Raw genomic sequence first — 26,443 nt, forward strand, 5'->3', positions numbered from 1 at the left:
TAATGTCATCATCATTATTCAGCTTGGCAGGTAAAACAGCACTCGTAACCGGTGCTGCTCAAGGTCTTGGACAAGGCATTGCCCTTGCCTTCGCAGAAGCAGGTGCGGATATTGCATCCGTATCGCTTAATACAAGTCAAGAAACCGTAAACGCTGCAAAAGCTTTTGGTGTAAAAGCAGTTAGCATCGAATCTGACTTAAGTGATCATAGCAACCTGCAAAACACATTTGACCAAGCACTTGAACTGACTGGTCATGTTGACATTCTCGTGAACTGTGCAGGAATGATCCGCCGTACTCCTGCAAAAGACCATAGTGAAAAAGACTGGTTCGATGTTATTAACCTGAACTTGAACACAGTGTTCCTTCTGTCTCAGATCGCTGGCCGACACTTCCTGGAAAGAGGATCCGGCAAAATCATTAACATCGCCTCTATGCTCTCCTATCAAGGCGGAATCAATGTCCCTGGCTACACCGCGAGTAAGCACGGGGTTGCAGGTCTTACTAAAGCTTTTGCCAATGAATGGGCAGGCTCCGGTCTGAACATCAATGCGATTGCACCAGGCTACATGGCGACTGAAAATACAGCTCCGATCCGTGCTGACCAAAGCCGCTCGGATGCTATCTTAGATCGTATTCCAGCTGCACGTTGGGGAACACCTGATGATCTTAAAGGTCCTGCTGTATTCTTAGCTTCCGCAGCATCCGACTATTTGAATGGTCATATTCTTAATGTTGACGGCGGATGGATGGCTAGATAAATAACCTGAAATATTTAACCCGCTGCCTGTGGCAGCGGGTTATTTTTACTTAAACAAGCTTGTAATGGATTCCCCATCAAATTTACTAGTAATCTTAAAATTTCCAGAGTGATACTTACTATTACTAGATCGATCGCTGAAATACAAGTAATCTGTGTCATAGAGTATCATTCCAAAGCGCTGATCTTTATTTACATATATTCTTATCCAATAGGTCTCCGCAGGTCGTTCTGATGCATCACTTCTTTTTAATTTCACGTCAGAAAACTCATCTATGATCTTTTCAATTTCTTTCGGGTCATCCACTTTAATTTCTTGTTCATTAGAACTCTTAAGAACTCTAATGGAGGTGATTTGAGTAGCATCGATTCGATCCAGTACAAGATTTTGAAATGAATTATAACTGTGATATAAGGGAACTCCATAAAGAAGCAGATTTATTACTATAAGAAACAATAAAAATAATTTACTTTTTTTCATAATTATTAGCCTTCTATCTCCACAAATTCTCCCGGATGTGCCCGAATATACTCGCCAATCAACCTGTGGCTATCTACGGCTATGTTCTTAAATCGTTCAAATAAACCACCCATCTCATTCAACAACTCAGGATCTCGATCGAGATCCGTGATGGTAGCATCAACCCACTGTATTCCAAGTCGATTGTTTCTTTCTTCGAGAAATGCCTTTGTTTCCTGAAGCAAAAGAATCATCGGATCATCGCCAAAAAATCGTATGCCTCCCATCACCCCTGTCCAATACCCCGGCAGGTCTTGCATGTAAGAAATCCAAGCATAATACTCCCCTTCGGAATTACGGCTGTGATCATGCATTACTCTGAACATACAAAGTGCTTTCTGTCCATCTGTGAGCTTTGAGATCACTTCGGATTTGATCGATGCTGATTTTGCGCGAATCTGCTGAAAGGTAGGCTCCATACAGGCCCATCCTAATCTTTCATCACTTAAAGTGTCCAAATCCTTCTGCTTCATGGTTACTAAATTCATTTAACTCCTCCTTTGATTAACATCCAAAAATATACATTTCATTCTAGCGGTTGTCAATAAGAACCTCCCTAACATTTAGGGTAATTCGAACGTTTTTATGATAGGCTTTAGAAAGAAAAAATCATCACAAAGGAGCTTTTCTATGCATAATGAGATACTTACCATTTTTGATGAAGCAGGCAACCGAACAGGTACGGCTCCACGTGAAGAGGTACATCGGTTAGGACATTGGCATGAGACTTTCCACTGCTGGTTTATAAGCAAAGATCAGGAAATACCCTATATCTATTTACAACTTCGGAGTGAACAGAAACAAGATTATGCGGGACTACTGGACATCACGGCCGCCGGACATTTGCTAGCAAACGAAACTGTAGAAGATGGAACACGCGAGGTTCATGAAGAGCTGGGACTGGATTTATCCTTAAAAGACCTGATCCCGCTAGGAACAATTCCTTACAGTATGAAAAAAGAAAACCTTATCGATAATGAACGAGCGCATGTCTTTGTTTATAACAATCCCTATCGCCTAGAAGATTTTCAGCTACAAAAAGAAGAGGTCACCGGCATTGTCAAAGCAAAGTTCTCTGATTTCCGCAAATTTTGGCAGGGAGAAATACATAGTCTACAAGTCAACGGTTTTCAAATCGATCCGCATGGACATAGAATTACCATTGAGCAGGATGTAGACATGACCCATTTTGTACCCCATGAAGTGGGTTATTATACTCGTATTATCGAGGGTATCGAAGCTATATTTCTAAAATCACCAGTAGTAACGGAGGACAAATGATTATTGATCAACGAACATTTACCGTGAAAGGCATCCATTACACCATAAGATCTGCAATCACTACGGATGCTATGATATTGTCCAAATTAAGAGTACAAATTGATGGTGAGACCGAGAATTTAGACAGAGAACCAGGGGAGGCTTTTATAGACGAAATAGGGTTTCAGCAGCTTATTCTATCTGATTCAGAGAAACTAAGAAACTTATTTCTGATCGCGGTAGTTAATAATCAAATCGTTGGGTTCTCTAGATGCGAAGGCCATTCATTAGCAAGATTCGCTCATAAAGTCGAGTTCGGAGTATGTGTGCTGCAGGATTATTGGGGTTATGGAATTGGAAAGAATCTTTTAGCAGAATCTATTGCTTGGGCCGATGCTAATGGTGTCCAAAAAATCACTTTAAATGTCCTCGAAACGAACGACAAAGCTATTACCCTTTATCAGAAGCTTGGCTTTGAGATCGAGGGAATATTAAAGAATGATAAGTGCCTTTCAGATGGAAAATTCTATAACACGATTATGATGGGACGATTTATGGATTGATAGTAAAAAGGCAGAACCTGAATCCCTCAGGTCCTGCCTTCTTTTTATACTAACGATTTACGCTTCAACATTGCGAGATCATTTATAGCTAGATTTAACACAGACGGAGCAGCAGTGCCTGAGCACAAATCCGTATAATCCGCTCCATCTAATTTAACCGCTTGCGGACTGCCGCTGTAGTTTTGCACAAAAATATAATCACTCTCTCCATCCGTACGAAGCTGCGCTGTCACACCAGTTGGAAGCTCACTATCAAGCGCACGAGTAATTCCCGCTTTTGCAGTGATTGCAGCATACAATTCAACATAGAAAGAGGCGTCTTTTACACGAGTAGCGAGATGATACGCATTTCCTTCACCAAAACGATTTACCGTAAGCGCTGGACGGCCAGCATAGAAATCGCTGCGATAAGTGCCTAATGCTTCCGCACCTTCCAAGTGGATCAGCTCAGCAATTTCATGCGCATCATAATCACCACTTAGATTAAGTGCATTGCTCGCCTGCATTACAACACCATTCAAATCACGGCTATGCAGCCCTTCGGTCTCTTCTGCCCAAATGCCGAGCGTTCTACGTAGTGGTCCAGGGAATCCACCCAAATGACATAAATCCGTTTCGTTAACGACACCAGACCAATAGGTTGCCAGGAAAGTTCCGCCCTGCTCAACAAACTTCTCGATGCGGTTTCCATTCTCTTCACTGATCAGATATAACATAGGTGCGATCACCAGCTTGTAAGCGGACAGATCATCTCCCGATCCGATCATATCAACTGGAATGCCTAGCTCCCAAAGGGCACGATAATGCTGTAGTACAGTCTCCTCATAACGCAATCCGGAATTACGAATGCCTTGCGCATCCTTGATCGCCCAGCGGTTGTCCCAATCGAAAATAATCGCTGTTTTTACTGGAGTTGATGTACCTACTACTTCTGTCATTCCGGCCAGTGTCTTACCTACCTCTGTTACATCTTTAAATACACGAGTCTCGGAGTGGCCGCTATGGTCAACAACTGCACCGTGGAACTTCTCACTAGAGCCCCGGCTTTTACGCCATTGGAAGTATTGTACAGAATCCGAACCATGTGCTACCGCTTGAAGCGAAGACAGCTTGTGCATGCCAGGACGCTTCAGCTTACTGACCGATTGCCAGTTCGTAAGAGATGGCGTGCTTTCCATGAGCAGGAACGGTTTCTTTTTAAAAGAACGCATTAAATCGTAGTGCATTGCCGTCCATGCCGCCAGTCTAGCATCGTCACCATCTTCGGTATAATGCCATTCTGGATAAGCATCCCATGAGACAACATCCAGAATTTTAGCCAGTTCGCGGTAATCAATGCCATCGATCATATGCATATTCGTTGTAATAGGCAGTGCAGGATTGTAAGGGCGAACAGTATTGATCTCATGCTGACAGAAATCAATCGTCCGTTCGCTGACAAACCGCCGCCAGTCGAGATTCAAGCCATGTACTTGCGTCTCTCCATGTGGGGCCGGGGATTCAATCTGTGCCCATGAAGTGTAGGTATGACTCCAAAAAGTAGCCCACCAAGCATGATTCACCTCATCCAGACTGTTATTGTATTTGACCTTTAACCAATCTCTAAAAGCATTCTGACAAAGATCACAGTGACATTCGCCACCGAACTCATTCGAAATATGCCAACCGATAACCGCAGGATGCTGGCTATAACGTTCTGCTAGCTTCGCATTTAAAATCGCAGTCTTTTCCCGATATACAGGCGAGGTGAAGCAATGATTATGACGGAAGCCATGTAAATTGTGAACACGATTACGTTCCACTCTTAGAACTTCAGGGTACTTCTCAGACATCCAAGCAGGTCGTGCTCCACTAGGAGTTGCCAGGAAAGCATAAATCCCATTCTCTGCAAAAGAATCCAAAACACTATCGAGCCAATCGAAAGTGAACACACCTTCTTCAGGCTCTAGGGATACCCAAGAAAAAATTCCGACAGACATCACATTGCAATTCGCAAGCTTCATCAGACGAATATCCTCACGCAAAATTTCTGGGTACTTCAGCCATTGCTCAGGATTATAATCGGCACCGTGCAGCATCACTGGAGCTTTGCTGCTAATCGGGGAGTGTTTTTTAGTCATAATGTAAGATCATCCTCTCAATTCTGCCCATTTCTTAAATGGGACTATTCTCTGATGAGACGCTAGATGCTTAAGCTATCAAATTCACGAATCATCATTTATACTATTTATAATATAAGAAAATCCATCCCGATCAGTAGGAATATACTCTCGAAGTGATAGTACAAAATGAATATGAGGTGAATCATCCTGCTTCCTTTTTCACTGATAGAACTACCGCGCGACGCTGAGACGCTTCCCTTATATCCCTACTCTGTAGGTCGTCATATACAATTTCATCATGTGCGCCCTACAGGTTTTCCTGTTCATCAAGTTTTTCTGATTCGTACCGGAACTGGGTTGTTTCGTGATCTGGAGACCGGTTCTGAAACCATACTAGAACCTGGAATGGCTTTCGCCTTCCCACCGGATCGAGGACACGAATATTATCCTACCTCACATGAACCATGGCATGTTGGTTTCATCGGAATCGAAGGGAGTCAATCGCAGGGAATGCTGGAGGGGATTGGCCTTCTCCCTTCTCTCCCCTATCATCCTGCTCGTTTTGAACAATGTTGGGAGGAAATCGGAAAGATCTGGCATACGGTGAACAATCAGACGGCTAGTCGTCAAGACGAGCAAGGGATGGAGGATCTATCTATAACCCTATATCGATTACTTCTGATGTTACGTCGTTCTGAATCCATACACTCCTCAGGCAGTCGTTTAGAACTTGAGTCTGTGCGTAATGAAGCGTTGGCTAAAGCGGTTGAACTTATTAACGAACATTATACTGAGCCACTCCTTATCTCCAATCTAGCAGCTGCTGTGGGGTATTCCGTCCAGCATTTCCAGCGTCTATTCGTACAGGAATATGCCGTAACTCCACATAAATATCTACAGAATCTGCGACTAGAACGTGCGATACAGTTAATGACAGAGAATGCTGATATTCTCGTTCAGGATATTGCGATTCAACTGGGAATGGAGACGAATTATTTTATCCGAATCTTCCGAAATACTTATGGCTGTACACCTGGGGTGATGAAGCTTCGGCTTTTAGAGGGTGAACAAAAAAGATAACGAAATCCAAAGGGATATCGTTATCTTCTCATTTAAATATGGGACTACATCTTGTTGCATCACACTTAGAATCAGTTATCTCTCTTGCATCCAGAAGAAGGGCCCCTCTCCTTTCATCAATAACAATTCCGGTAGAAGTTAATCCCGCAGCAATTCGTCCCTCACTTCGGTCAGCACGAATCCAAGTAGGTTCCTACCCCGCCATTTTACGGGATTCTCCGCATCCGGATTGGACTGGCTCATGCCTATTCCCCAAATGCGATCCTGTGGGCTAGCTTCGACGAGAATACGGTTTTTCGTTGACTTGAGGTATTCGCCAAGCTTCGGATTCTGCGAAAATTTGGCTATATTTCCTCTTTTGACAATGTCATAGCATTCTTTATCCCAAGTGTCATTTTCGAAGTTTCTTACTGCACGCCCGTAGGCTTTCATCTCCTTGGGATGCTTAGCTTTAAGGATCGCGTCCAACATATCGTCATCTCCAAACAGTCTTGCTTTCTCGGACATCATAAACTGCTCGACACAGGAATACTCGATCCCCTCTACCACGAAAGGACTCATCCACCATTGGCTGAAGCAGCTTTTGTCGACGCCGTCTTGCTTTGGCGGTGTATGGCCCCAGAAGAACACAAACTTGAACGTTTTGCCCGCGATATAAGATTTTCTTAACTGCTCTATATTGTATATCATTGATATTCCTCCATATTTCTCCGATATAAGCGGGAAGGACGGTGTCCCGCATTTTCAGTATAATGATCGGTCTCCGCTACGAGATCCGCTACTTTACGCCGGAATGCGGCTTTCAGCAGCTCTTTGTCTAAGATCACCTCATAAACCTGCTGTAGATCCGTCAAAGTGAAGAGACCCGGCATCAAGTTTAGCGCAATATCGGTGTAATTCACTTTTCCCCGCAGTCTCTCAATAGCGCAAGCTATAATCTTCGCATGATCAAAAGCCAATCCGTCATTTGATACAATGGAGTATGCGGTTGACGTAGAGGCCGACTTTGATGTCATCGTCCGACCCACAACTGCCGTAAACTCTTCTTCATCGCTACTTAGCTTGAGCTCGTATTCCTTCGTTTTCACATACCCATCCTCAATAATCTCTTTCCGCTCGCGCAGCCGATAGGTTACCTTGAACCAGGCAGCATGGACAGCGTCATCTCCTGCTTTCAGCTGTACCTGATCACTGTTGATTAAGGCCATGTAGCTGCAGCTCATCACCCAGGTACGAGGGTCCCTTCCAACATCGCTGAAGGTGTACAACTGCTCCAAATAAACGTCATCCACACCGGTTTCCTCACTCAGCTCCCTCACCGCCGCCTGCTCTGTCGTCTCGTCCGGCCGGACGAAACCGCCTGGAAGTGCCCAATTGCCCAGGAACGGGTGACCTCCCCGCTGAATGAGCAGAATTCGCAGCTCTTTTTCCGGAAGCTTGCGGTAGCTGTCCGCCTCCGTGTTCGTAACGGTGAAAATGACCATGTCCGCCGCCACCGAAGGCCGCTCGAAATCCCCGGCATGGTACTGCTCTAAAAATTGACGTTCCGTAAGTCCATCGCGATCCAACATATTCATGTATCCTTGCCTCCTTTGTTCTTTATTCTAGCCATTCAACTCTCCGAAATAGTTCCGGTAGGGCTCGAACTTTGCCAAGACCTCACTTACTTTGTGCATTCGTTCCTCTAGGTTTCCTCGCAACGTGATATAGGGAATCCGCCGCTCTTTCAAATCGGCAATGATTTGCTTATGAAAAATATGCCGCTTCTGATCCCCGCTACGGTCCCATGTATTCTCATAAGGAATATCATCGTCACACAGGAAAAACAGATCGTAGCGCTGCGCGTTTTCTAATGCGATCCGGGCTAAGCATTCAGGAGCCCGGCCGTGGTAATCCAAAGCAAACATATATGTGGTAATTGCATTGGTATCGACAAAGAGATATCGGTTAGCTTCCAGCAGCGCCTGCTCCTCACGTTCGATATGGCCCAAAGCGATCTCATCGAACGCTTCTAGGCTGATTCTACGATCCACTTGATGCTCGGTCCAGTAATCACGCCCATATTCGCTCGCAAAGGTTGTGCGATACCGCTGCGCCAGCGCTTCGGTGATTGTAGATTTTCCAGTCGACATCGCTCCCACAAAAACCACTTTCGTGATTAACCCCCTATACACGACATCACTTACAAATCTGCGATATTTATAAGGGTCGGCACGTACCATCGTGGCCGAAATCGGCACCCGCTCACGGGCTTCATCCACCCGCCGGTCCGCCGCTCCTAATGCGACACTCATATGCTCACCGTAAAACTCACTAGAGTAAAAATGCGTCACTTGCTCGCCCTTCAACAGCCCTAAAATATACTGCTCCTCTCGAATCTCATGCTCCCGATCGTTCGAATACCCGTCTGGACCGTCCCAAGCTTCGATTACCCGGACCGTCGGATAGAGCTTGCGGATCCAGTTCGCCCGGATATGAAGCGGAATCGGGGTCACCGTCGTTTCGTAGATTACCACAATCAATTCGTCGACCTCTTGCAACGCCGTCTCGATCATGAATTGATGTCCTTTATGCAACGGGGCAAACTTCCCTAGCGTTAATCCAAGCGTCTTCATACCGATACCTCCTTAGCCCCTTTATTCCAATTGTAATAGCCGTATGCCGCATTAATCAGATATGCACTCCACATGACGATCATTAGCACCCCTTCGCTACTGCCTTCCAGCATCCGAATTACCCACAGCAGCACCGTAAACATATTCAAAACAATGTAGACCAACCATTGTTCCTTAAATCTTCTGACCATTAAAAAGGTAGCTACAATGGATAATACCGTTGTAATAGCATCTATATAAGGCGAGTTCTGCCCTGGGATGAACGATAGCCCGATTCCCAGTAACAGGCAGCCTATTACGCATACCGCTCCAACAAGGAACAGCCACTTAAGATCCATCTGTCGCATGGATAGCTTGCCGTCTTGGCGGTTGTTTTTCCACATATAGAAGCCAATGACATTCATAGGTACAAAGAATATCAAATTCAGCATGACCTCTCCAAACAAACCGTTTATATAAGCCAAGTACGCGTAACCAACGGTATTGAACATTCCGAAAACATAACTCATCAGGTTTCCTTTCGCCGCGAGCACCACACACAGCACCCCGGTGATAAAGACCGTAAATCCGAATAAGGAATCTTTAGAAATAACCGTAAACGCAACAGCAATAGAGGTAAATAAAACTAGCCAGACGATTTCAAACAGATTCCAACCACCCCATGTTTTATTCACTTTCATCCGCTCCCTTTCATTAAATTTCCTAATCTTCACCATTCAGTTTGTTGTTAGTAACTTTTTGATAATAACAATTTGTTAATATCAAATATAGCAAAAAGGCGAGGAAGATGCAATAAAAAGGTGAGAATAATTTCCAACTTAAGTCTGGACCCAGTCCATGGTCGGTATCCTCTTCCTTAGCATAAGCCTATTTCTAGAATCAGCTAACGGTACTTATTCTTGACAATGATTTCTGGCAAGAATATACGCTGACAAAGGAAAAAACCCGCGATTTACGCGGGTTGGCGTTCGAACATGTATTTGTCATCCGGCTACTTCTTCTCACCTCTGCGCTCGCATTATTGCCCACAGACCCCATCGTATAATAACTTAAAGCTAAGAATCTTATCGTTCACTTTGCCTCCTCGCCCTTCTGCATACGGAAAACATGGGCGATCGGAGCCTGCCCGTTCAATTCGCAATCCGGAAGCGTGATCGAGATTCCTTCCGGCGTACGCTCAACCTGCAGCAAAGCGTCGCTTCCGACAAGCTCAATGCCTGAAACGGGCTCCTTATAAGGAATATGAACGAGCTTAGCTAAGGCTTGATCTGCGCTTTCATACAAGTACGTACAGTATACGGTATTTCCTTTCGAGGTGAACGCGCAGGAACCGGCAAAATACGGTCCGCACACGCGTGTGCCGTATACCGCTTCACCGTAAACCTTCATCCATCCGCCCAGCTCATTGATACTCTTAACCGCCCCAGCCGGCAATCGTCCGTCGGGCTGAGGACCTACGTTAAGCGCCAAATTGCCGCCTTTTGATACGACTTCCATCAGAATGCGAACGAGCTCTCTCCCCGATTTATACTGGTCATCGTATTTGAAAGCCCACTGTGTGCCGATCGTAATGCAGCTTTCCCACGGTACGTTCAGCGGACGCTCCGGAATCGTTTGCTCCGGCGTCACGTAATTTTCGTAAGGCCCTCCGACTGTACGATCCGCGGATAACAGCCACGGCTGCGTTTGACGGGCGCGCTCGACAACCTCGCCCAACCGAATGTCCTGCTTTACCTGATCACTATCTTTAACCCAGCCCGCATCCAGCCACAAAATATCGATCCGGCCGTAACGGCTCATCAGCTCCATGATTTGCTCATGGGTGAAATCGACGAATTGCTCCCACAGCCACGGATATTCCTCGGGGGAGTACGAAGGCCCTCTCCACGTATTGTTGCCCCGTTCCATTCCTGGCGCCCAGTAATACGGCGATTGCCAATCCGCCTTCGAAAAATATGCGGCGATCGCAAGCCCCTTGCTTCGGAAAGCGTCAAACACATGCTTGCAAACGTCGGCATAGCGATGTGCATGAAACGGCGTTTCCGAGCCAGTAATTCGGTAATTCGTCGTATGTGTGTCCCACATGCAATATCCGTCGTGATGCTTGGTCGTAAAAATCAAATATTTGAACCCGCCTTCGGCAGCGATTTCCGCCCATAGCTCCGGCTGGAAGCGGAACGGATTGAACGTGCGGTTGAGTCCGAAATATTCGCGCTTCATCTCTTCGTAGTCGCTCGTCCAATCGACATCTTTACGCGCCCAATCACCATCTTCGTCGCTGAGAATCCAGGACTCAACCTCAATCTGCGAATAAGGTCCCCAATGCATCATTAGGGCCAATTTCTGATCCTTGAACCATTCCAACCTTTCCAGCGTAATTGGATTTTCCGGCTTCACCCAATTCGTCTCGCTGCTGTAACCGTGGACGCCTTCTTTCAGTTCCGCCACATCTGCTTGCTGAAGTTCCTTGATTTCCATATCGTTCATCGGGTTGCCTCCTTCGGTTCTCCGCGTCACATCAAAGTAAAATTATTAATTGTAAACCCCCAATATAGAAATTGGGGGTTTACCCGGCTAGTGTATAACTCTATTGAGCAAAGCTGCTGCTTCTGCACGGGAAGTGATCCCGCTCGGAACGAATTTGTTTGCTTCTCGACCGTTAATTAAATGAAGTGCCGCCGCCGCTCTTACTGACTCAAGCGCCCAGGTTGCCACAGCGGATTCGTCGGTAAAGGAAGAAGCCGTTTTTCCGTTCAACTCGACGTCCTTCAAGATAACATACGCCCGCATCAGCATAGTGACTATTTCTTCGCGTTTGATGCTAGCATCGGGATTGAAAGACGTTGTGCTAATTCCTTTAATAATGCCTGCTTTGACCGCCATGGAAACAGCTCCCTCGTACCAGGCACCCTTCGATACATCCGTAAATTTCGATTCGCCCACTGATGTCAGGTTCAACGCTTTGACAAGCATCGCCGTAAATTCGGCCCGTGTTATAGAACGCTCTGGCTCGAACATTGCCGCGCTAGTGCCTTCAATAAATTGCTTCGCTGCTAGCTGTTCGATCGCATCGGCCGCCCAGTGAGTGGACTTAACATCGGTAAATAATTTCTTGAATTCGAGCACCGCATATTTACTGAAATGGTAAATATCGGCCACCCATTCTCCGTGTATAAACGTGCCTCGCACATATTCCAGCGTACCGTTGTCTGCCAAATAGTAAATGCCAGTCAGATTCGGATTTAAGGAAGGATCCGCTTTAAATCGAATCGTCATCGGTTTATCGAAGCTGTTCAAGCTTGTCACTTTACCATCTTTTCCGACAATCGATAAGCTAAAATTGATCACATTGCCGGAAATTTTAATATTTGCATGCGTGGAAGACTGCCTTATCGCTAGAAGGTTGTTAGCATCAGATTCGGATAAGAGAGTCATGATTAACTCTATCGTACTGTCTCGTTTAGCTTCTGCGGAGTATTTATCCGTCAACTGTTTAAGTAATTCAGCAGGGACCTCCAATGTGAATGAACCCGTTTGAATGACTAATGGATGTAGTCCAAGCAGTTCGGCTGCATTGGCAGGAAGTACAATTTTCTCTTTATCTTTGGCAACAATCGTCACGACTCCGTTGGAGGCTGGAGTGGTAAGGTCCTCCGATTTCACTACAAGTGTATGAGCATCGGTATTCCCATTGACTGTACCACCGGTAGAAGGAATACTACTATTCTCACCACTCGTCGGAGGATTACTATTTTCGCCACCTGTCACCTTTTGCTTAAATGTAACATTGATCATATGATCGGCAGTTATGTTAGTAACCGTATACACGTTTTCGGTCACCGACACGGCGGTACCGTCTAACAGTACCTCGTCGACTTCGTATCCATTATTCGGATTAAATGTAAAGGTTTGATCATTGCCCTCATTGACTACAACGGCGCCGTTCGGACTGATCGTTCCATTTTCCCCCGCACTCGCCGTGATCGTCTTACTGTTCTCGCCACCTGTCTCTTTTTGCTTAAACGTAACATTGATCGTATGGTCGGCGGTTATGTTAGTAACCGTATACACGCTTCCGGTCACCGACACGGCGGTACCGTCTAACAATACCTCGTCGACTTCGTATCCATTGTTCGGATTGAAGGTAAATGTTTGATCATCACCCTCATTGACTACAACGGCGCCGTTCGGACTGATCGTTCCATTGTCCCCCGCGCTCGCCGTAATCGTATTACTGTTCTCACCAATCTCTCCGTTTTCCGTGAGATTATAGAGTTCAAGCTCATACATAGCGTACATGCCCCATGTCGTATAGTTCGCATCGTTTATCTTTATTCTGAGCTTTAGCGCATCTCGTACTTCAGGAATATTGGCAAAGGTATGCTCCATAACGCCGTCATCTTTGCTGCTTTTCCATTGGATGGGTACTCCCTGTGCTATGGTTTCAAAGTTTATTCCGTCTGTAGAAGCCTGAACATCGATATTGGAAATACCCTGAATTAAACCAGATGTCGTAGCCAAGACGATGGTGTTAAAGGTTTGCGGTTGTTCCCAAGTAAGATTAATCTCATGCGGAAACGGATGTTCGTTATTGTAGCCTCGCGAACTCGCGAACATGGTATAAATAATACCGTCAACCATTTTTTTGGCACTATATTCCTCGCCTTCACGTTCTGCCGTTGCTCTAATCTCAGAATAGCTTCTGGCAATATTGGTACCTAGCCCATCCTCATTTCCTTTGAGAAAATTCAACGTGTAGAGCTTTGTAGTTGTCCCGTCGCTTGCAGTGGACCTGATATGAATTACGCTTTTTCCGAATGGAATGTCAAAAGTCTGCGCTGTGTTATTGGCGACAGTCTTTCCGTTGACCTGCAAGGTACCCGCTCCGTCCGAAAGTGTTGGCGTTATCTCGATGGAGTTTAGATCATTCGGGATCATTACTGAGTAGGTCATCGTACTATTGTCAAATGTAAAAGTAGGAACATTAGGGATTGTTAAATTACTAAGCGTTCCGTCTGCTGTAGGGGGAATCTCTCCGTTGTCTGGAAGATTATAAAGCTCAAGCTCATATAGCGCGTATATGCCCCAATACGTATTGTTAGCGTCATTGACCCGTATTCTCAGCTTCAGTGCGTCATTAACTGTAGGGATATTCGCATATGCGTATTCCATCTTGTTGTCGTCTGTGCTGCTAAACCATTGAATCGGTACCCTCTTTGCAAAGGTGGTCCAATTCGTTCCATCTGATGTAGCCTCAATATCAATATCCGTTATCCCCTGTAATAAGCCTGATGGCGTGGCCATGACCATCGTATTAAAGGTCTTTTGTTGAGTCCAAGTCAGATTGATCTCATGTGGGAATGGCACAATGCTCGTATACCCGCTTATACTAGCAAACATGGAACCGTAACTTCCATCAACCATATTAGCCACACCATAGCCACTGCTGCCTCCCCTATCAGCTGTTGCTGTAATCGCTGAATAACTTCTCGCAATATTGGTGGTCGGTTGATTTACATTCCCTTTGAGAAAGTTCAACGTATAGAGTCTCGTGGTTTCCCCATCACTTGCGGTAGAGCGAATAAGGATCTTACTTTTGCCAGTAGGGATGTTGAATGTAAGCCTCTCACCGCTGCGGTAAGGTAACCCGTTGATTTCCAGGGTGCCATTTGCATCCGTAAGTGTTGGCGTAATCGTGATCACATCTACATCGCTCGGAATAATGGCCTGGTAATTGATATTGTTTTTATTAAAAATAACCGACGGCATGTTAGTCATTTCCAAACTTTGCAGCGTTCCGTCATAGAGCTCCTGTCCTTCATACATGCTTACTCTGAAGCCGTCAACGAATAGGTTTTTGTTCTCCAGATTCACTACCTTGATCGTATGCTTGCCTGCTGACAAGTTATGATTGCTGTATACCGATATCGAATCGAGTTGAACTTTTTCATATAGGTCTATAATCTCTGGAGCGGAATCATCGATGGATACAGCAATTTTACCGGAGCCTTCATTTTTCTCCGCGATAAGATCGATGCCAGCCCCTGTAAAAGTATAGGTTAATTCATCATCCGCTTTTAACGTGCCTTGAACGCCGCCCATATAAGCGTATTTCCGGCTTTTTGCAAACCATTCACCATCAAAAGTGATCTCACCGGTCGCGTTATCGGTCATGTAAGTCATAGGTACATCCTGCCCATCGTAGGGACTAGTTGGCACAGGAATTTCACCCAATGTTTCTCCGGCCGCCGCTTTAACCAGATAATCATGAAGCTTGCTGATATATTCATTATCCAGGGTATATTTTCTCGGATCAGATGGGTTAACAGCGCTATCTACTATACGTTTTGCAAGCCCAGGATTGGTTTGCTTGAGTTGGTGCATCAGTTCGTATTCCTCAAGTCCGTCTCTTTGGGCCTCGTAACGCAGTGAGCTCTTAACCGTCATATGTTCCTTGTCTGGATATACGATCGTAGAATCTCCATAATGTGGGACGTACCATACGTTCCATCCCCAATGTAAGTGTCCTTGTACACCTTCTTGACTAAGATTCCAGAATAACAGTCTGCCAGTCAATATGGGCTGCGTCCAAAATCTGTTCAACCACGGAGCCGGATTGGCATCGCAAGTATACACCCACATGTCTTTGCCTGCCGCCTGCTCCGCTTTATAGAGATTTTTCTTGTCCTGGAAAACCGGTGTTAACGGGACCCACACATCCACATAAGGTTTGATGGTATCGTTCATTAGAGTACCGGCCGCATCAGCATCCAAAGTCTTGAAATCCGGAACGACCTCTTTTATTTTTCTAGCGATATAGGTCATATAGTTTGTAATGCTCGAACCGTTAGGTTCGTCCTTAGTATGCTGATACCAAGTAATACCATTAAGCCAACCTTTTTCCTCTAAATGATCGTGCAATGCTGTCAAGTAGTTCGTAAGATAAGCGTCTGTAACAGGTAGTGAATCGAATTCAGGTACCGACGTTTTCCACGGATCTTGTGGATTATTATTGTTTGGTCTCTCACTTTGTGGCATTTGTTCTAACGCATGGATCAAGTGTATGTTCGCAAAATGAGTAATTCCTCGATCCATAAAGGTTTGAACATATCGATCGAACAAAGACCAGTCGATATTCTCCGGTATCCCGTCTTTAAAAGACACCATTCTTGTACCCTTTTCATTTAATAATAAGTCTGTACGAACCCAAATCATGTTCTGGCGATAGTCCGTCATGGTCTTGGCGAAATTATCCATAAGCTCAAACCACTCATCGCTATACGTCTCCACTCCATAATAGTTCTCGCCAACGTCATAACTAGACTGAGTTAAAGGATCATCTACAATCTCAGGTGGATTACCTCCAATCATAAAACCATTCGTCATCGACCATTGATAATTAACGAAATTAGCCTCAGAGGTTGGAGGGATTGCAGCGTTAGCAACTTCAACGTTAATAGGTACTTGATAATCGCCCAAAGTTGATTTCACCGTAACTATACCGAAATAGAGGCCAGGAACAGCATCGGCAGGGACATAATTCGTTATTAAGATGGGCTGAGTTGAATTTGCTGCCACATCTATAGAGGGTTCGTTCGAAAGCGGGTCGGGAATTTCAGATAAGGGGTAGATTTGCGTGCCTACCAAATCCGGTCGATATTGATTGGGCTGCACGGTATCCTCAAGCATGTATTCTTCAAAATGATAGCTTAAGTTGCTGTTTGAGATCGTATTGCCAGGAGACACCAGATCGGAAAATTCAATTCCCGTAATCTTAAAATCGCTTGCACCTCTTACAACAATTTGCTCACTTTCGTATTCGTTTTTGGCTGAAACAAGATCAATGCTGTTTCCAGCATTTGCGGGAATCGTGCTGGTCCTATATACGGCTTTCAATGCATTTTCCACCCACACGTCCAGGTTGCTACTGTCAGCATGGACACTAGGCGCATTGCCCTGGAAAAATGTACTTACTAGAATCATGAAACAGATCATTGTATACATTGTCCGTTTGAACATAGATCAACCATCCTTTCATATTCATTTAATTTTAGAACACATTTAAAGCGCTCACATTATGCATTATAATCTCAATTGAAGTCTTGCTAAATAAGAGTATTTTTTGAAATCTAACAGATTTCGATTGTAAACCAAACTAAAACGCCTTTGACGTCCTTATAAGGACGCCAAAGGCGCTTATGTGATCATGAATCTTCTTCTCTGATGTGACGATACTGCGGTATGCGTACGATAACTGAAGTGCCAATCCCAGGTTGACTATGAATATTGATCCCGTACTCAGATCCAAATAAGAGCTGTAATCTTTCTTGCACATTTTTAATCCCATAGCCGGAACTTTCATGTTCAAGAATACGTGCGATCATATACGGTTCCATACCGACGCCATTATCCTCCACGACAAAAACAATATCCTCACCGTCAAGACTTGCCCGCAGGATGAGTTTACCTCGCCCCTCCCGCTTCAGATCGATGCCATGCATAATCGCATTTTCAACTATCGGCTGTAAAATCAAATGGATCATTTCAAATTGAAATACCTTGTCGTCGGCATCGAATTCTACGTCAAATCTTGAATTGTGCATCGCTAATTGAATATGTATGTATGCTTGCACGTTATTCCATTCATCTTGAATCGCTATAATCTGCTTTCCTTTATTTAAAGTCGTTCTGTAATAACTAGAAAGGTGATTCACCAAGTCACTAATTTCTTGGGCATCGATACGCAGCGCTTTGGAATTAATTAAAGATAATGAATTGTATAGAAAGTGGGGATTGATCTGAGCTTGCAGCGCTTTGAGTTCGGCCGACTTTTGCGTGACCTTTGTTTGATATACTTCCGAAATGAGTTGATTTATTTGTTTAAGCATAGAACCGAATCGATCGGTAAGCTGCCCGATTTCATCTTTGGAATTCGTGGAAACAACAACTGTAAGATCACCATCTTCCACCATCTTCATTTTGGTGTTTAATTTCTCGATTCCTCTTAACAGCGTCTCAGAGAACAAGAAGATAATAATACTGAGGAAAACCATACAGATGAGTACAATGATACCCGTGGCGCTTAAAATATTGCGAATGCCTGTATTGTATTGATCATCGGAAACCAAATAATGCAGGACCCAATCGGTTTGCGGAATATCTTTGTTTATAACTAGGTAGGATTCGCCACCTAAGCTTGCTTTTGAAGTACCACTCCTTGAAAGGGATTGAAGCTGAACATCATCCATCTGCGGGGCATGCTCTGTTAACACCGGCTGATTCTTTTGATCGGTAATAATGATGCCCCTACCTTCATTCATCTTGCCAATGAAATCACCGAAGATTTTATTGTAATCAAACCGGACGTAAAGTTCAGCGCTCACGATTTGAAGATCGATATCGCGAATCACTCGAGTGGCAAACAATTCTCCATCCTCGAACCACCACTTCGTTGACTCGCTGCTCTTTGTCGCTTCATACCAATCCTTATCCTTAACTGCTGAAGAAGGCGTAATGAAGTTTCCTAATTCGGATTGCCGATTCTCAGAATACAACATAATCTCAGTCATATCCCCAACCATATACATTAAATTAAAAAAAATAGGTTCAATTTTATCATTCAACGTCTTAAATTGAGCGTACAAATCCTGATCTGGATTACTCATCAAATCAAGAAGCGCAGGATGAAATACAATCGATTTCATGGATACATCCTGTCTCTGAAGACGGTAACTAATTTCTAACGCCAGCTTCCTCGCCTCGTTATCCGCGCTTTGCTGAACCTGGCTTTTCAATGAAGCTTTGGAACTTTGATAGGCATACAAGCCCAGTACAATCGTTGGCAGGAAGATAACAATCACATATGAAAGCAATAATTTCTGACGCAGGCGGATATTACGAATAAATTTGAGCAGACTCATCTTCTTCCGCCACCCTCCCGATATTGAATAGGAGTCAGGCCGTTATGCTGCTTAAACATTAAATTAAAATAGGAAGTATTCGCAAATCCAACTGTACTGGCAATATCAACAACTTTAATCGTTGAATCTCGCAGTAGCTCCTTCGCTCGCTCCATACGTACAGCTGTAATATATTTGATTAGGCTTTGACCTGTACTTTTTTTAAAGAGGAAACTTAAATAACTTGGCGATAAAAAGACACGATTAGCTAAATAGTCAACCCCAATATCATTTCCGTACTCCATCTGGATGAGTATCTGTACATCTTCAATTACTTTGCGGCATTGATCATCTGTATTCGTTTTAATTTGCAGCAAATGTTCCTGAAAAACGGATAAAATGACTTGCCTCAACTCAGCAATTGAATTGCAAAGTGCGATTCGCTCCAAACCTTCCTTTAGTAAACTGCTGCTTTTTTTGCCTTGAAGCTCTACTACTTTTTTCAATATTTCTGTAAATAAAAGTTTGGCATACATAGAACTAAAGCGCTTACTATTTCGCATACTCGCAATGAGATACTCTATTTGATGCTCGAGTGTACGATATTCATTTCGTGCAATGGAAGTATAAATCTCCTTAAGCATAAGCTCTAACGATTCGTCGTCTATATGGTCATGAATGCTTTCGGCATCTTTGGAACAAACGACACTTCTATCCATAAAAAACCGAAAATTCATTAACTCTTCCATTTGGGTGAACTCGTCATGAAGTCCCTCTAGCTTATCTACTGGACTACCGACAATAATTAAACATCGCCGGTCGAAGCGAGTCTCCAGCCATTCTTTAACCTTTTCTCCATAAGTCATAAGCTCTTGCCCGTTATCGCTGTTCTTTGAAGCGGGATCAATTACGACGAGCATGATGCTTTGGTATTCATTGATATGTAATAAAAGCATCTCATGTTTACTAGTCGATTGAAGAAATTCAAACGCTTCTGTATGATGTTGATCAAAAAAGTGATTTTGCAATCCAATCATAATCATATACATCCGCTTATTTTCCAGATGATTTAGTCCAGCAAAAGCTGCCCGTTCCTCATAATGGACGTCACTCTCACGACCTTGAATGAGATCAAACAGGAGCTTTTGTTTCTCATACGCCACTCCTTTATGAAAACCTTTGATCAGCAACTCGTCCTTCTCTCTCTGAAGTCGTTCGTCCTCTAGTATAGCGATTATGGATTGGAATACTTTGAGGAATTCCTTCACATCGATTGGCTTCAACATATAACTAACCGTTCCAAGTTGAATCGCTTTTTGTGCATATTCAAATTCCCCATAAGCACTGTAAATAAGCACCTTAAGGTCCGGTATGACTATCTTTGCCTGCTTGATTAACTCTAGACCGTCCATGAATGGCATGCGAATATCCGTGAATAACAGATCTACATGATGGCCCCTTATATATTCCAGCGCTACTTCCCCATCGTTGGCCTGAGCAACAGAAAAGGGTAGAGCATGCTTCTGAATAAGCCATTCAATAGCATCGATTTCGGCTTGTTGATCATCGACTACTAGAATATGATACATATTTTCCTCCTAACCGTTCATCGGGCGGTATTTACTCGCTTCCAGAGGATACTCACTACAAACCAAAGCATAGCACACTAGGCATTCCAATTCATACCATGTTACATTAACCACATGATTTGGTTTCTATTGTCAGATGGATTCTGTTAGATTTCGCAAAAATCTGTTATTTCGATGGAAATGGTATTTACATTACAATGAAATCTATACCGCAAAACAAATTTTAAATTTGGGAGGTCTTTGTATGAAGAGAACGTGGTTAATTCCCACTACTGCTTTACTCGCCTTGTCAATCCTCATAACAGGCTGCAGTTCCAACAGTACGAACAACAGCAGCACAAAGGAAAGTGCAACACCAAATGATACGGCGGCGCCGAAAGAATCAAAGGCTCCCGAACCGGTAAAAAAAGTGAAGGTTAGATTATCATATTGGAACAAAGAAGACAGTGTAAAGGCACTTCTGCAATTATTCAAAGATAAACTTCCCGATATAGATGTAGAGTATCAGTTCATCGATAACAAGACTTACGTAGATGTCATCAAGACCCAGCTTGCAGCAGGCGAAGGTCCTGACATTATCGGTGGAGTAATCGACGCAAATACCGTCAAGACAGGATATTTCGAAGATTTAACAGAACGTTATGCTAGCAAGTATTATGAAACCGGCACGTCCACCGCGACATTTGATAATAAACTGTACGGATTGCCGCAAGCTAGTTGGTTTAACGGGGTTTACTATAATGTTGATCTATTTGCCAAATATGACCTAAACGTACCAACAACGCTTGATGAGTATTTCCAAGTAGCTGAAGTACTTAAGAAAAATGGAATTAAACCGCAAGCAATCGGTCTAAAAAATCCTAACGTAGCAGGCCAGTCGTTCCTTGGTTTAGCACTTAATGAATTTATCGGCACAACCGAAGGAAAAAAATGGAACGATGATTTTGGTAAAGGAAGCTCAAAAATGGTCGATGCCCTGGAGCCTGCTTTGACGACATGGACCGAATACTTGAAACGTGGTGTCTTCACCAAAGATATGCTTGGGCTTGAAGAAGAACAAGCGATTGACGAGTTTACAAGTGGCAAGGCAGCTATGTTCCAAGCAGGACCTTGGTATATGGAAACCTTTAAGCAAAAGGCGCCTGACATGAAGATTGATATGTTCCCGAACCTGGGTACAAAAGGTGGCCCGGGTTGGATGGTCGGTGGTCCAGGGGTATCGTTTGGTTTGAATGCGAAGTCCAAAGTCAAGGATGCAGCGTACAAGGTGCTTGACCTGTTATCTACACCAGAAGGTCAGAATGCTTACTGGGTCGATAATAAAGGAGGTTCCTCTTTTTTGAAAGGGGTTACTTTTGAAATGCCAGCAGAGTACAACGGTGCTCAAGAAGCTTTCAAGGCGGGCAATGTCATGTACCCTGTTAATAATTGGGGCGTTGCTGGTCCTGCTTTCTCAGATCTAGGAAAAGGTATTCAAGAAATCATAGCAGGTACTAAAACACCTCTACAAGTGCTAGAAGCGGTAGACAAAAAAGCAGTTGAACTGTTGGAGAAATCTAAATAGGTCGTATAAATTACAAGGGGCAAAGCGATTTGCTCCTTGTACATCCTATAAGCTAAAGGTTGTTGCATATGAACAAACCAAACATTTTCAAACGAGAAATCAATTATGTTCTGCTTCTGCTTCCTGCCTTACTTATTTATTGTACCTTTTTCATATATCCGACGTTAAAGACCGCTGTATACAGCTTTACGAACTGGTCAGACGTGCATCCCGTTGTTGTCAAGTATGTTGGACTAAACAATTATATCGCTCTATTTAAAGATTCCCTCTATTTAACAGGGATTAGCAACACTTTAATCTATGCAGTACTCGCGATGCTCGGACAGAATTTGCTAGCCATTCCATTAGCGGTATTTCTCAATAAAAAATTAAAAACAAAAAATCTGCTGCGGGCTGCGTTCTTCCTTCCTGCGGTGTTCAGCGTATTGGTTATCGGTTTTCTCTGGAATTTTATGTACTCACCTTCCGACTTCGGCTTAATTAATCAACTAGTAGTGGCTCTTGGCTTCGAACGCATCAATTTTCTCGGAGATCCGCGACTTGCACTCTACTCAGTCATCATCGCCTCCGTATGGCAGTGGGTGGGTTACACAATGGTTATTTATTTGGCCAACTTACAGAGCATCTCAACAGATTATTATGAAGCGGCGAAGATCGACAGAGCGAACGGGTGGCAATTGTTCCGTTATATCACGCTTCCTCTACTGCTTCCAGCGATCACCTTCAATACGGTTATGGGGATGATAAACGGGATGAAGGTATTTGATATTGTTTATGCCTTGACTGGAGGTGGCCCGGGGTATTCTACTGAAACGATCGTATCACTCATGATCAAAAAAGGGCTCAGTGAAGGTTTCTATAGCTACGGAGCCGCATTCGGAATCGTCTTCGTGATCCTCGTTGGCTTCATCACCTTTCTTCACTTTACACTAATCAAAATGTGGGAGCGGCGGTAATATGAATCGATATACTAAAGGGTCTGCCGTTACTGAAATTCTCTTGATCGTCATAGCCGCGATTTTTTTGATCCCTATTTACTATTTGATTATCACGACTTTTAAAACCCCAGCTGATGCAGTCTCTAGTCCGATGGGCCTTCCAATTAATATCACATTCGACAACTACGTTCGCGCCTTTAAAGCAATGAACTACTTCCATGTGTTAGGAAATAACCTTCTCATTACGATTTCCTCCGTCGCGGGTATTGTTATGTTTTCTGCGATGGCTGCTTACAGCTTGGTACGACATACGAACCGCTTCAATCGCCTCGTGTTCCTTTTATTCATGGTTGGAATGATGGTACCGTACCAAATGGGGATCTTGGCACTTTATAAACAAGTATCCCAGCTTGGACTTATGAATTCCCACACGGGTGTTATTCTTATAGAAATTTGTTACAGCCTCCCGCTCTCTATCTTTTTAATTAAAAGCTTTATCGGTTCTACCGTTCCATTTGAACTGGAAGAAGCAGCAAAAGTAGACGGCTGTGGGGTGTGGAGAACTTTCTTGCAGATTGTGTTCCCGCTGCTTATGCCGGTGATTGCCACTGTAGCGATCGTGAATACGCTGGGTGTGTGGAATGATTTCATGACACCGCTCTTGTTCTTGCAATCCCGTTCAAAGGGTGTATTACTCTTAGAAGTGTTCCGCAATATTGGGCAATTCTCGACCGACTGGACGAATTTCTTCCCGATGATGCTCCTAGCGGTCGCACCACTCATTCTGTTCTACATTTTCATGCAAAAATATATCATTAACGGCATCACGTCCGGCTCGCTAAAGGGATAGGGAGTTAATGACAAGGGGTTCACACTGAATCATACAGTTGTCAGCAGAAAGTAAAATATTACACTGAACCTAGAAATTAAAACAGCGATAGCACAGGACGAGAAAAAAGTCCTAGGCTGTCGCTGTTTTATTGAAGTAACGTTTTCTGTTAGTTCAATAATTCATTTTACCGATTTGGCTACTATCCATCTCAATATAAAAGCTCTAGCTCTTCTTTCTGCAATCAGTTTTTTCAATGAATAAATTATCTCCCTATATAACAGGCGCTATTTTATTTTTTCCTTCTTAGTATCCTACTCTTTTTTTTGCATGGATCGTAACGGTAATCGGCATATCGGCTTCTGCGTAAATTGATCGTAAGTACTTGGGTGGATGGGTTGCGCAAGATGAAATAACGAATAGTTTCCCCATCAGCGATTGAGTCGCCTGGAATACCTAGAATAGCATCAACTATTATATTTGTGCTTGTCTGTTTTATAATTTTTAAACCCAACACTCTGTTAGGCAATCCCCCCGTATCTGCATCAGGAGAGTAAAGACGTCCTCGAATGTTTTTAAAACCTGCGGAGCAGATCATGCGATTTGCGTACACATTGTTCCAAAATTGGCGGTAATACCGAAAAATTTTGATTCGGGTCGAGAATCGCAAGGGAAGTCTGTAGTAATCAAAATCACCGATTCGAATCGGTGGACTGTTTAGATCATACGAAAAGACTACTTTCTCCCATGTCTTTTCCGCATTCTGAATAAATGCCATAAGTCGTTTTCTCGAAACCATGCCGTCTCCCTCCTTATCGCTCTTCCATTGCATTCTATGTATGTTACCTTATGGAAGGCACGGCAAGAATGGATCCTCGTATTTCATGATTTTTCATTTCATGATGTTTGCCGGCTCATAAGTAAAAACCTTATTTTTGAGACAGCAACTTGTAGCAAGGAACGATTACTGCTCGCACTTCACGCATTACAATCTTCGTTGTCAAGGAGCAAATGAAGATGATAGCGGATATCCGAGCATTGAAAAATAAAACAGATTTCATCCTTGTATACCTACATTTCGGGAGAGAATATCGATCATTTCCATGCAAGCTGCAGCACACAAAAAAAACGCGACTAAACCGTTCCTACCGGCAGCCGCGTCATTTCTTGCTAAGTAATTTCCTTATCTCTCTAGCAGTAAATCTAAATCCCGAAAGCCTGGAGTGCTTTTTCGATGAAATGTCCAAACGCATCTTTCCGGTAAAGCATATGTTGCAGATAACTGAATTTTCAAGGAGGGAAGCATATTGAATAAGAAAAGAAAACGTCAACTCCCCGTTCGCAAACAGCAGAACGAATTTATAACACCTGCAATTTTAAGACGAACGATACGAAATGTGCTGCCCTTCTATCGCGAAATCGTACGTAATCCAGCATACTCAGCTGCATGGGTACAAGCGGTGAATACGATTGATTTTGTGCAGATGGAAAGACTGTTTCAAAAGGTAAGCCATGCCCCAATTGCAGAATTGGGATCAGGGTACAGTTTCGGCTTTCGTACACCTATGCGGGATCGACTATACGTCAACGGTTTTTTTCTTGACCCCGCTCAAAGTAAGTATACAGTGGGAGAACATCTCGTAGTAGTACAAGCTATTCTTCCCTTATACCTCAGGTTGGCGACTGATATTCCATTTGCAACGCGTGTCACTGCCGCAATTAATTCAGGTAATACGACAAGACTGAACAGTTTAATTCGCGGATTAATACGCTCCCGTTTTTTACTAACTATCAGAGCACAAGATTCAGGCTTCAGAATCAGCTTTAGATTTCCGATCAGTCGCAAAATATATACTAATTACACCTTACTAGGAGTGGGCTAGTTAGTTGTGAAGACTGCCGGCTTTCACTGGTGGCAGCAACTGATTGAACTACTCGCGACTAAAGTGGCAAGATTCCTAAGTACGGGAGACTAACGTCTCCTAATGGATCAGCCCGTAAAAACACACCGTGCTTTGTATAAATCTCACCTACATATCAGAGTCTTTCTTGTAACAGAATCCGCTAATGAATTTGCAGTTATTGCTACTCCTGAACCTTCATTTATGGGTTTGACACTTCCCTTAAAGATGAGCTTCTACTCCGCCGCTTCCGTCAACCATGCTTGCATAACCGGTGAGTTCGCCCGATTTAAACGTAGGGCAATTTTGGTATTAACCTCATCCGGCGGCATGACTTCGACAAGGACGCATACTGACTCTCGCAGTTGATTCATTGCAAACACACCTTCATCATCGAGCATTTTCATTGCCAGCTCCATGGCCTTCAGCCTCAAATCAAACTCGCGATTCCCTTCGTCATTCTCAAGATCCGCAATGAAAGGACGCTCAGCAAATCGTTGTTTAACGTGATCAAAGTTCTCATCCCCGAAACAACAATAGGGTGAATCGGCATAGGACCATTTGATGAGTTCAGCAATCGTCGATCCCGGTGTGTCACTTTCGTCTCCTTGTCTGGTCGATTCCATCTCCAAAGCTTCCCACGACCAGGCGGAGATGCTAGGCGCATGTCCCTCGCCAGTAGTATTTAGCGTACAGTAATAATAATGTTCGCCATTTTCAAAAAGAGCACGAAATGACGTTCTGGCAGCAGCGGCGATTTCTATCGCCAGCATCTCTATTTCTTGCATCGGCTTCATGATAATGGTCCTCCTTTCCATTAGTC

At 43.8% G+C, this 26,443-nt stretch carries 21 protein-coding genes; 8 read left to right on the top strand and 13 right to left on the bottom strand.

Translation table 11 applies throughout. The features are described 5' to 3' along the window. The first annotated feature begins 2 nt into the window (after window positions 1-2). The gene (gene kduD, locus PAENI_RS16545; protein ID WP_042189303.1) at window positions 3-761 is read left to right on the top strand and encodes a 2-dehydro-3-deoxy-D-gluconate 5-dehydrogenase KduD; all 759 of its coding nucleotides are present in this window, start codon (window positions 3-5) and stop codon (window positions 759-761) included. Between the two features lie 45 nt (window positions 762-806). On the opposite strand, the gene PAENI_RS16550 is transcribed toward kduD, so the two are convergent. Further along, the gene (locus PAENI_RS16550; protein WP_149646042.1) at window positions 807-1,241 is read right to left on the bottom strand and encodes a DUF5301 domain-containing protein; all 435 of its coding nucleotides are present in this window, start codon (window positions 1,239-1,241) and stop codon (window positions 807-809) included. A 5-nt stretch (window positions 1,242-1,246) separates the two neighbouring features. Beyond that, window positions 1,247-1,768, bottom strand: a complete 522-nt coding sequence (locus tag PAENI_RS16555) for a hypothetical protein (protein ID WP_149646043.1) — start codon at window positions 1,766-1,768, stop codon at window positions 1,247-1,249. A gap of 142 nt (window positions 1,769-1,910) precedes the next feature. Between PAENI_RS16555 and PAENI_RS16560 the strand changes: the two genes are divergently transcribed. Together PAENI_RS16560 and PAENI_RS16565 are read left to right on the top strand one after the other, a co-directional pair. Then, the gene (locus PAENI_RS16560) at window positions 1,911-2,561 is read left to right on the top strand and encodes an NUDIX hydrolase (protein ID WP_149646044.1); all 651 of its coding nucleotides are present in this window, start codon (window positions 1,911-1,913) and stop codon (window positions 2,559-2,561) included. Further along, a complete protein-coding gene (locus PAENI_RS16565; protein ID WP_149646045.1) occupies window positions 2,558-3,103 on the top strand; it encodes a GNAT family N-acetyltransferase in 546 nt (181 codons plus the stop codon). The genes PAENI_RS16560 and PAENI_RS16565 overlap by 4 nt, the downstream gene beginning before the upstream one ends. A gap of 44 nt (window positions 3,104-3,147) precedes the next feature. Here PAENI_RS16565 and PAENI_RS16570 read toward each other — a convergent pair whose 3' ends face one another. Then, window positions 3,148-5,223: a beta-galactosidase gene (locus PAENI_RS16570; RefSeq protein ID WP_149646046.1), complete on the bottom strand. Its 2,076-nt coding sequence runs from the start codon at window positions 5,221-5,223 to the stop codon at window positions 3,148-3,150. Window positions 5,224-5,505: 282 nt separating this feature from the next. On the opposite strand from PAENI_RS16570, the gene PAENI_RS16575 reads away from it, so the two are divergent. After that, window positions 5,506-6,285 (top strand): AraC family transcriptional regulator, encoded by a 780-nt coding sequence (locus tag PAENI_RS16575; RefSeq protein ID WP_262495632.1) that lies wholly within the window; start codon window positions 5,506-5,508, stop codon window positions 6,283-6,285. Between the two features lie 138 nt (window positions 6,286-6,423). Here PAENI_RS16575 and ybiA read toward each other — a convergent pair whose 3' ends face one another. The 8 genes from ybiA to PAENI_RS16615 all read right to left on the bottom strand — a co-directional run bounded on the left by ybiA (window position 6,424) and on the right by PAENI_RS16615 (window position 20,388). After that, window positions 6,424-6,975, bottom strand: a complete 552-nt coding sequence (gene ybiA / locus PAENI_RS16580) for a riboflavin biosynthesis intermediates N-glycosidase (protein ID WP_149646048.1) — start codon at window positions 6,973-6,975, stop codon at window positions 6,424-6,426. Beyond that, window positions 6,972-7,862 (bottom strand): NUDIX hydrolase, encoded by an 891-nt coding sequence (locus tag PAENI_RS16585; protein WP_149646049.1) that lies wholly within the window; start codon window positions 7,860-7,862, stop codon window positions 6,972-6,974. The genes ybiA and PAENI_RS16585 overlap by 4 nt, the downstream gene beginning before the upstream one ends. 27 nt (window positions 7,863-7,889) lie before the next feature. After that, window positions 7,890-8,900 (bottom strand): AAA family ATPase, encoded by a 1,011-nt coding sequence (locus tag PAENI_RS16590; RefSeq protein ID WP_149646050.1) that lies wholly within the window; start codon window positions 8,898-8,900, stop codon window positions 7,890-7,892. Next, window positions 8,897-9,574, bottom strand: a complete 678-nt coding sequence (gene pnuC / locus PAENI_RS16595) for a nicotinamide riboside transporter PnuC (RefSeq protein ID WP_262495633.1) — start codon at window positions 9,572-9,574, stop codon at window positions 8,897-8,899. The genes PAENI_RS16590 and pnuC overlap by 4 nt, the downstream gene beginning before the upstream one ends. 397 nt (window positions 9,575-9,971) lie before the next feature. Then, on the bottom strand, window positions 9,972-11,378 hold the full coding sequence (locus PAENI_RS16600) for an alpha-L-fucosidase (RefSeq protein ID WP_149646176.1): 1,407 nt from the start codon (window positions 11,376-11,378) through the stop codon (window positions 9,972-9,974). 96 nt (window positions 11,379-11,474) lie between these two features. Next, window positions 11,475-16,919: a glycoside hydrolase domain-containing protein gene (locus PAENI_RS16605; protein WP_149646052.1), complete on the bottom strand. Its 5,445-nt coding sequence runs from the start codon at window positions 16,917-16,919 to the stop codon at window positions 11,475-11,477. A gap of 185 nt (window positions 16,920-17,104) precedes the next feature. Then, window positions 17,105-18,820 carry a cache domain-containing sensor histidine kinase gene (locus tag PAENI_RS16610; protein ID WP_060623177.1) on the bottom strand — a complete coding sequence of 572 codons (1,716 nt, stop codon included), beginning with the start codon at window positions 18,818-18,820 and terminating at the stop codon, window positions 17,105-17,107. Continuing rightward, window positions 18,817-20,388, bottom strand: coding sequence for a response regulator transcription factor (locus PAENI_RS16615; RefSeq protein ID WP_149646053.1), 1,572 nt, complete (start codon window positions 20,386-20,388; stop codon window positions 18,817-18,819). The genes PAENI_RS16610 and PAENI_RS16615 overlap by 4 nt, the downstream gene beginning before the upstream one ends. A 244-nt stretch (window positions 20,389-20,632) precedes the next feature. Here PAENI_RS16615 and PAENI_RS16620 point away from each other — a divergent pair, with 244 nt between their 5' ends. The 3 genes from PAENI_RS16620 to PAENI_RS16630 all read left to right on the top strand — a co-directional run bounded on the left by PAENI_RS16620 (window position 20,633) and on the right by PAENI_RS16630 (window position 23,740). Next, window positions 20,633-21,952 (top strand): ABC transporter substrate-binding protein, encoded by a 1,320-nt coding sequence (locus tag PAENI_RS16620; protein WP_188114601.1) that lies wholly within the window; start codon window positions 20,633-20,635, stop codon window positions 21,950-21,952. 68 nt (window positions 21,953-22,020) lie between these two features. Then, a complete protein-coding gene (locus tag PAENI_RS16625; protein ID WP_076286224.1) occupies window positions 22,021-22,908 on the top strand; it encodes a carbohydrate ABC transporter permease in 888 nt (295 codons plus the stop codon). Window position 22,909: 1 nt separating this feature from the next. Beyond that, complete coding sequence (locus tag PAENI_RS16630) at window positions 22,910-23,740, top strand: carbohydrate ABC transporter permease (protein ID WP_149646055.1); 831 nt, start codon at window positions 22,910-22,912, stop codon at window positions 23,738-23,740. A 271-nt stretch (window positions 23,741-24,011) separates the two neighbouring features. Here the strand turns inward: PAENI_RS16630 and PAENI_RS16635 are convergent, their stop codons facing one another. Beyond that, window positions 24,012-24,518 carry a DL-endopeptidase inhibitor IseA family protein gene (locus tag PAENI_RS16635; RefSeq protein WP_188114602.1) on the bottom strand — a complete coding sequence of 169 codons (507 nt, stop codon included), beginning with the start codon at window positions 24,516-24,518 and terminating at the stop codon, window positions 24,012-24,014. A 508-nt stretch (window positions 24,519-25,026) separates the two neighbouring features. On the opposite strand from PAENI_RS16635, the gene PAENI_RS16640 reads away from it, so the two are divergent. Continuing rightward, complete coding sequence (locus PAENI_RS16640) at window positions 25,027-25,602, top strand: hypothetical protein (RefSeq protein ID WP_149646057.1); 576 nt, start codon at window positions 25,027-25,029, stop codon at window positions 25,600-25,602. A gap of 254 nt (window positions 25,603-25,856) precedes the next feature. Here PAENI_RS16640 and PAENI_RS16645 read toward each other — a convergent pair whose 3' ends face one another. Then, window positions 25,857-26,417 (bottom strand): DUF4303 domain-containing protein, encoded by a 561-nt coding sequence (locus PAENI_RS16645; RefSeq protein WP_149646058.1) that lies wholly within the window; start codon window positions 26,415-26,417, stop codon window positions 25,857-25,859. Window positions 26,418-26,443 lie beyond the last annotated feature (26 nt).

Origin of the sequence: Paenibacillus sp. B2(2019), from assembly GCF_008370385.1 — a bacterium.
In the GTDB taxonomy this organism is placed as follows: domain Bacteria; phylum Bacillota; class Bacilli; order Paenibacillales; family Paenibacillaceae; genus Paenibacillus_AQ.

Bases quoted from the DNA above. Each gene is read 5' to 3' on its own strand.
- PAENI_RS16585 (WP_149646049.1), bottom strand. From the start codon at position 7,862: ATGAATATGTTGGATCGCGATGGACTTACGGAACGTCAATTTTTAGAG.
- PAENI_RS16635 (WP_188114602.1), bottom strand. From the start codon at position 24,518: ATGGTTTCGAGAAAACGACTTATGGCATTTATTCAGAATGCGGAAAAG.
- PAENI_RS16610 (WP_060623177.1), bottom strand. From the start codon at position 18,820: ATGAGTCTGCTCAAATTTATTCGTAATATCCGCCTGCGTCAGAAATTA.
- kduD (WP_042189303.1), top strand. From the start codon at position 3: ATGTCATCATCATTATTCAGCTTGGCAGGTAAAACAGCACTCGTAACC.
- PAENI_RS16565 (WP_149646045.1), top strand. From the start codon at position 2,558: ATGATTATTGATCAACGAACATTTACCGTGAAAGGCATCCATTACACC.
- PAENI_RS16560 (WP_149646044.1), top strand. From the start codon at position 1,911: ATGCATAATGAGATACTTACCATTTTTGATGAAGCAGGCAACCGAACA.
- PAENI_RS16570 (WP_149646046.1), bottom strand. From the start codon at position 5,223: ATGACTAAAAAACACTCCCCGATTAGCAGCAAAGCTCCAGTGATGCTG.
- PAENI_RS16600 (WP_149646176.1), bottom strand. From the start codon at position 11,378: ATGGAAATCAAGGAACTTCAGCAAGCAGATGTGGCGGAACTGAAAGAA.
- PAENI_RS16630 (WP_149646055.1), top strand. From the start codon at position 22,910: ATGAATCGATATACTAAAGGGTCTGCCGTTACTGAAATTCTCTTGATC.
- PAENI_RS16605 (WP_149646052.1), bottom strand. From the start codon at position 16,919: ATGTTCAAACGGACAATGTATACAATGATCTGTTTCATGATTCTAGTA.
- PAENI_RS16620 (WP_188114601.1), top strand. From the start codon at position 20,633: ATGAAGAGAACGTGGTTAATTCCCACTACTGCTTTACTCGCCTTGTCA.
- PAENI_RS16550 (WP_149646042.1), bottom strand. From the start codon at position 1,241: ATGAAAAAAAGTAAATTATTTTTATTGTTTCTTATAGTAATAAATCTG.
- PAENI_RS16555 (WP_149646043.1), bottom strand. From the start codon at position 1,768: ATGAATTTAGTAACCATGAAGCAGAAGGATTTGGACACTTTAAGTGAT.
- PAENI_RS16625 (WP_076286224.1), top strand. From the start codon at position 22,021: ATGAACAAACCAAACATTTTCAAACGAGAAATCAATTATGTTCTGCTT.
- ybiA (WP_149646048.1), bottom strand. From the start codon at position 6,975: ATGATATACAATATAGAGCAGTTAAGAAAATCTTATATCGCGGGCAAA.
- PAENI_RS16590 (WP_149646050.1), bottom strand. From the start codon at position 8,900: ATGAAGACGCTTGGATTAACGCTAGGGAAGTTTGCCCCGTTGCATAAA.
- PAENI_RS16615 (WP_149646053.1), bottom strand. From the start codon at position 20,388: ATGTATCATATTCTAGTAGTCGATGATCAACAAGCCGAAATCGATGCT.
- PAENI_RS16645 (WP_149646058.1), bottom strand. From the start codon at position 26,417: ATGAAGCCGATGCAAGAAATAGAGATGCTGGCGATAGAAATCGCCGCT.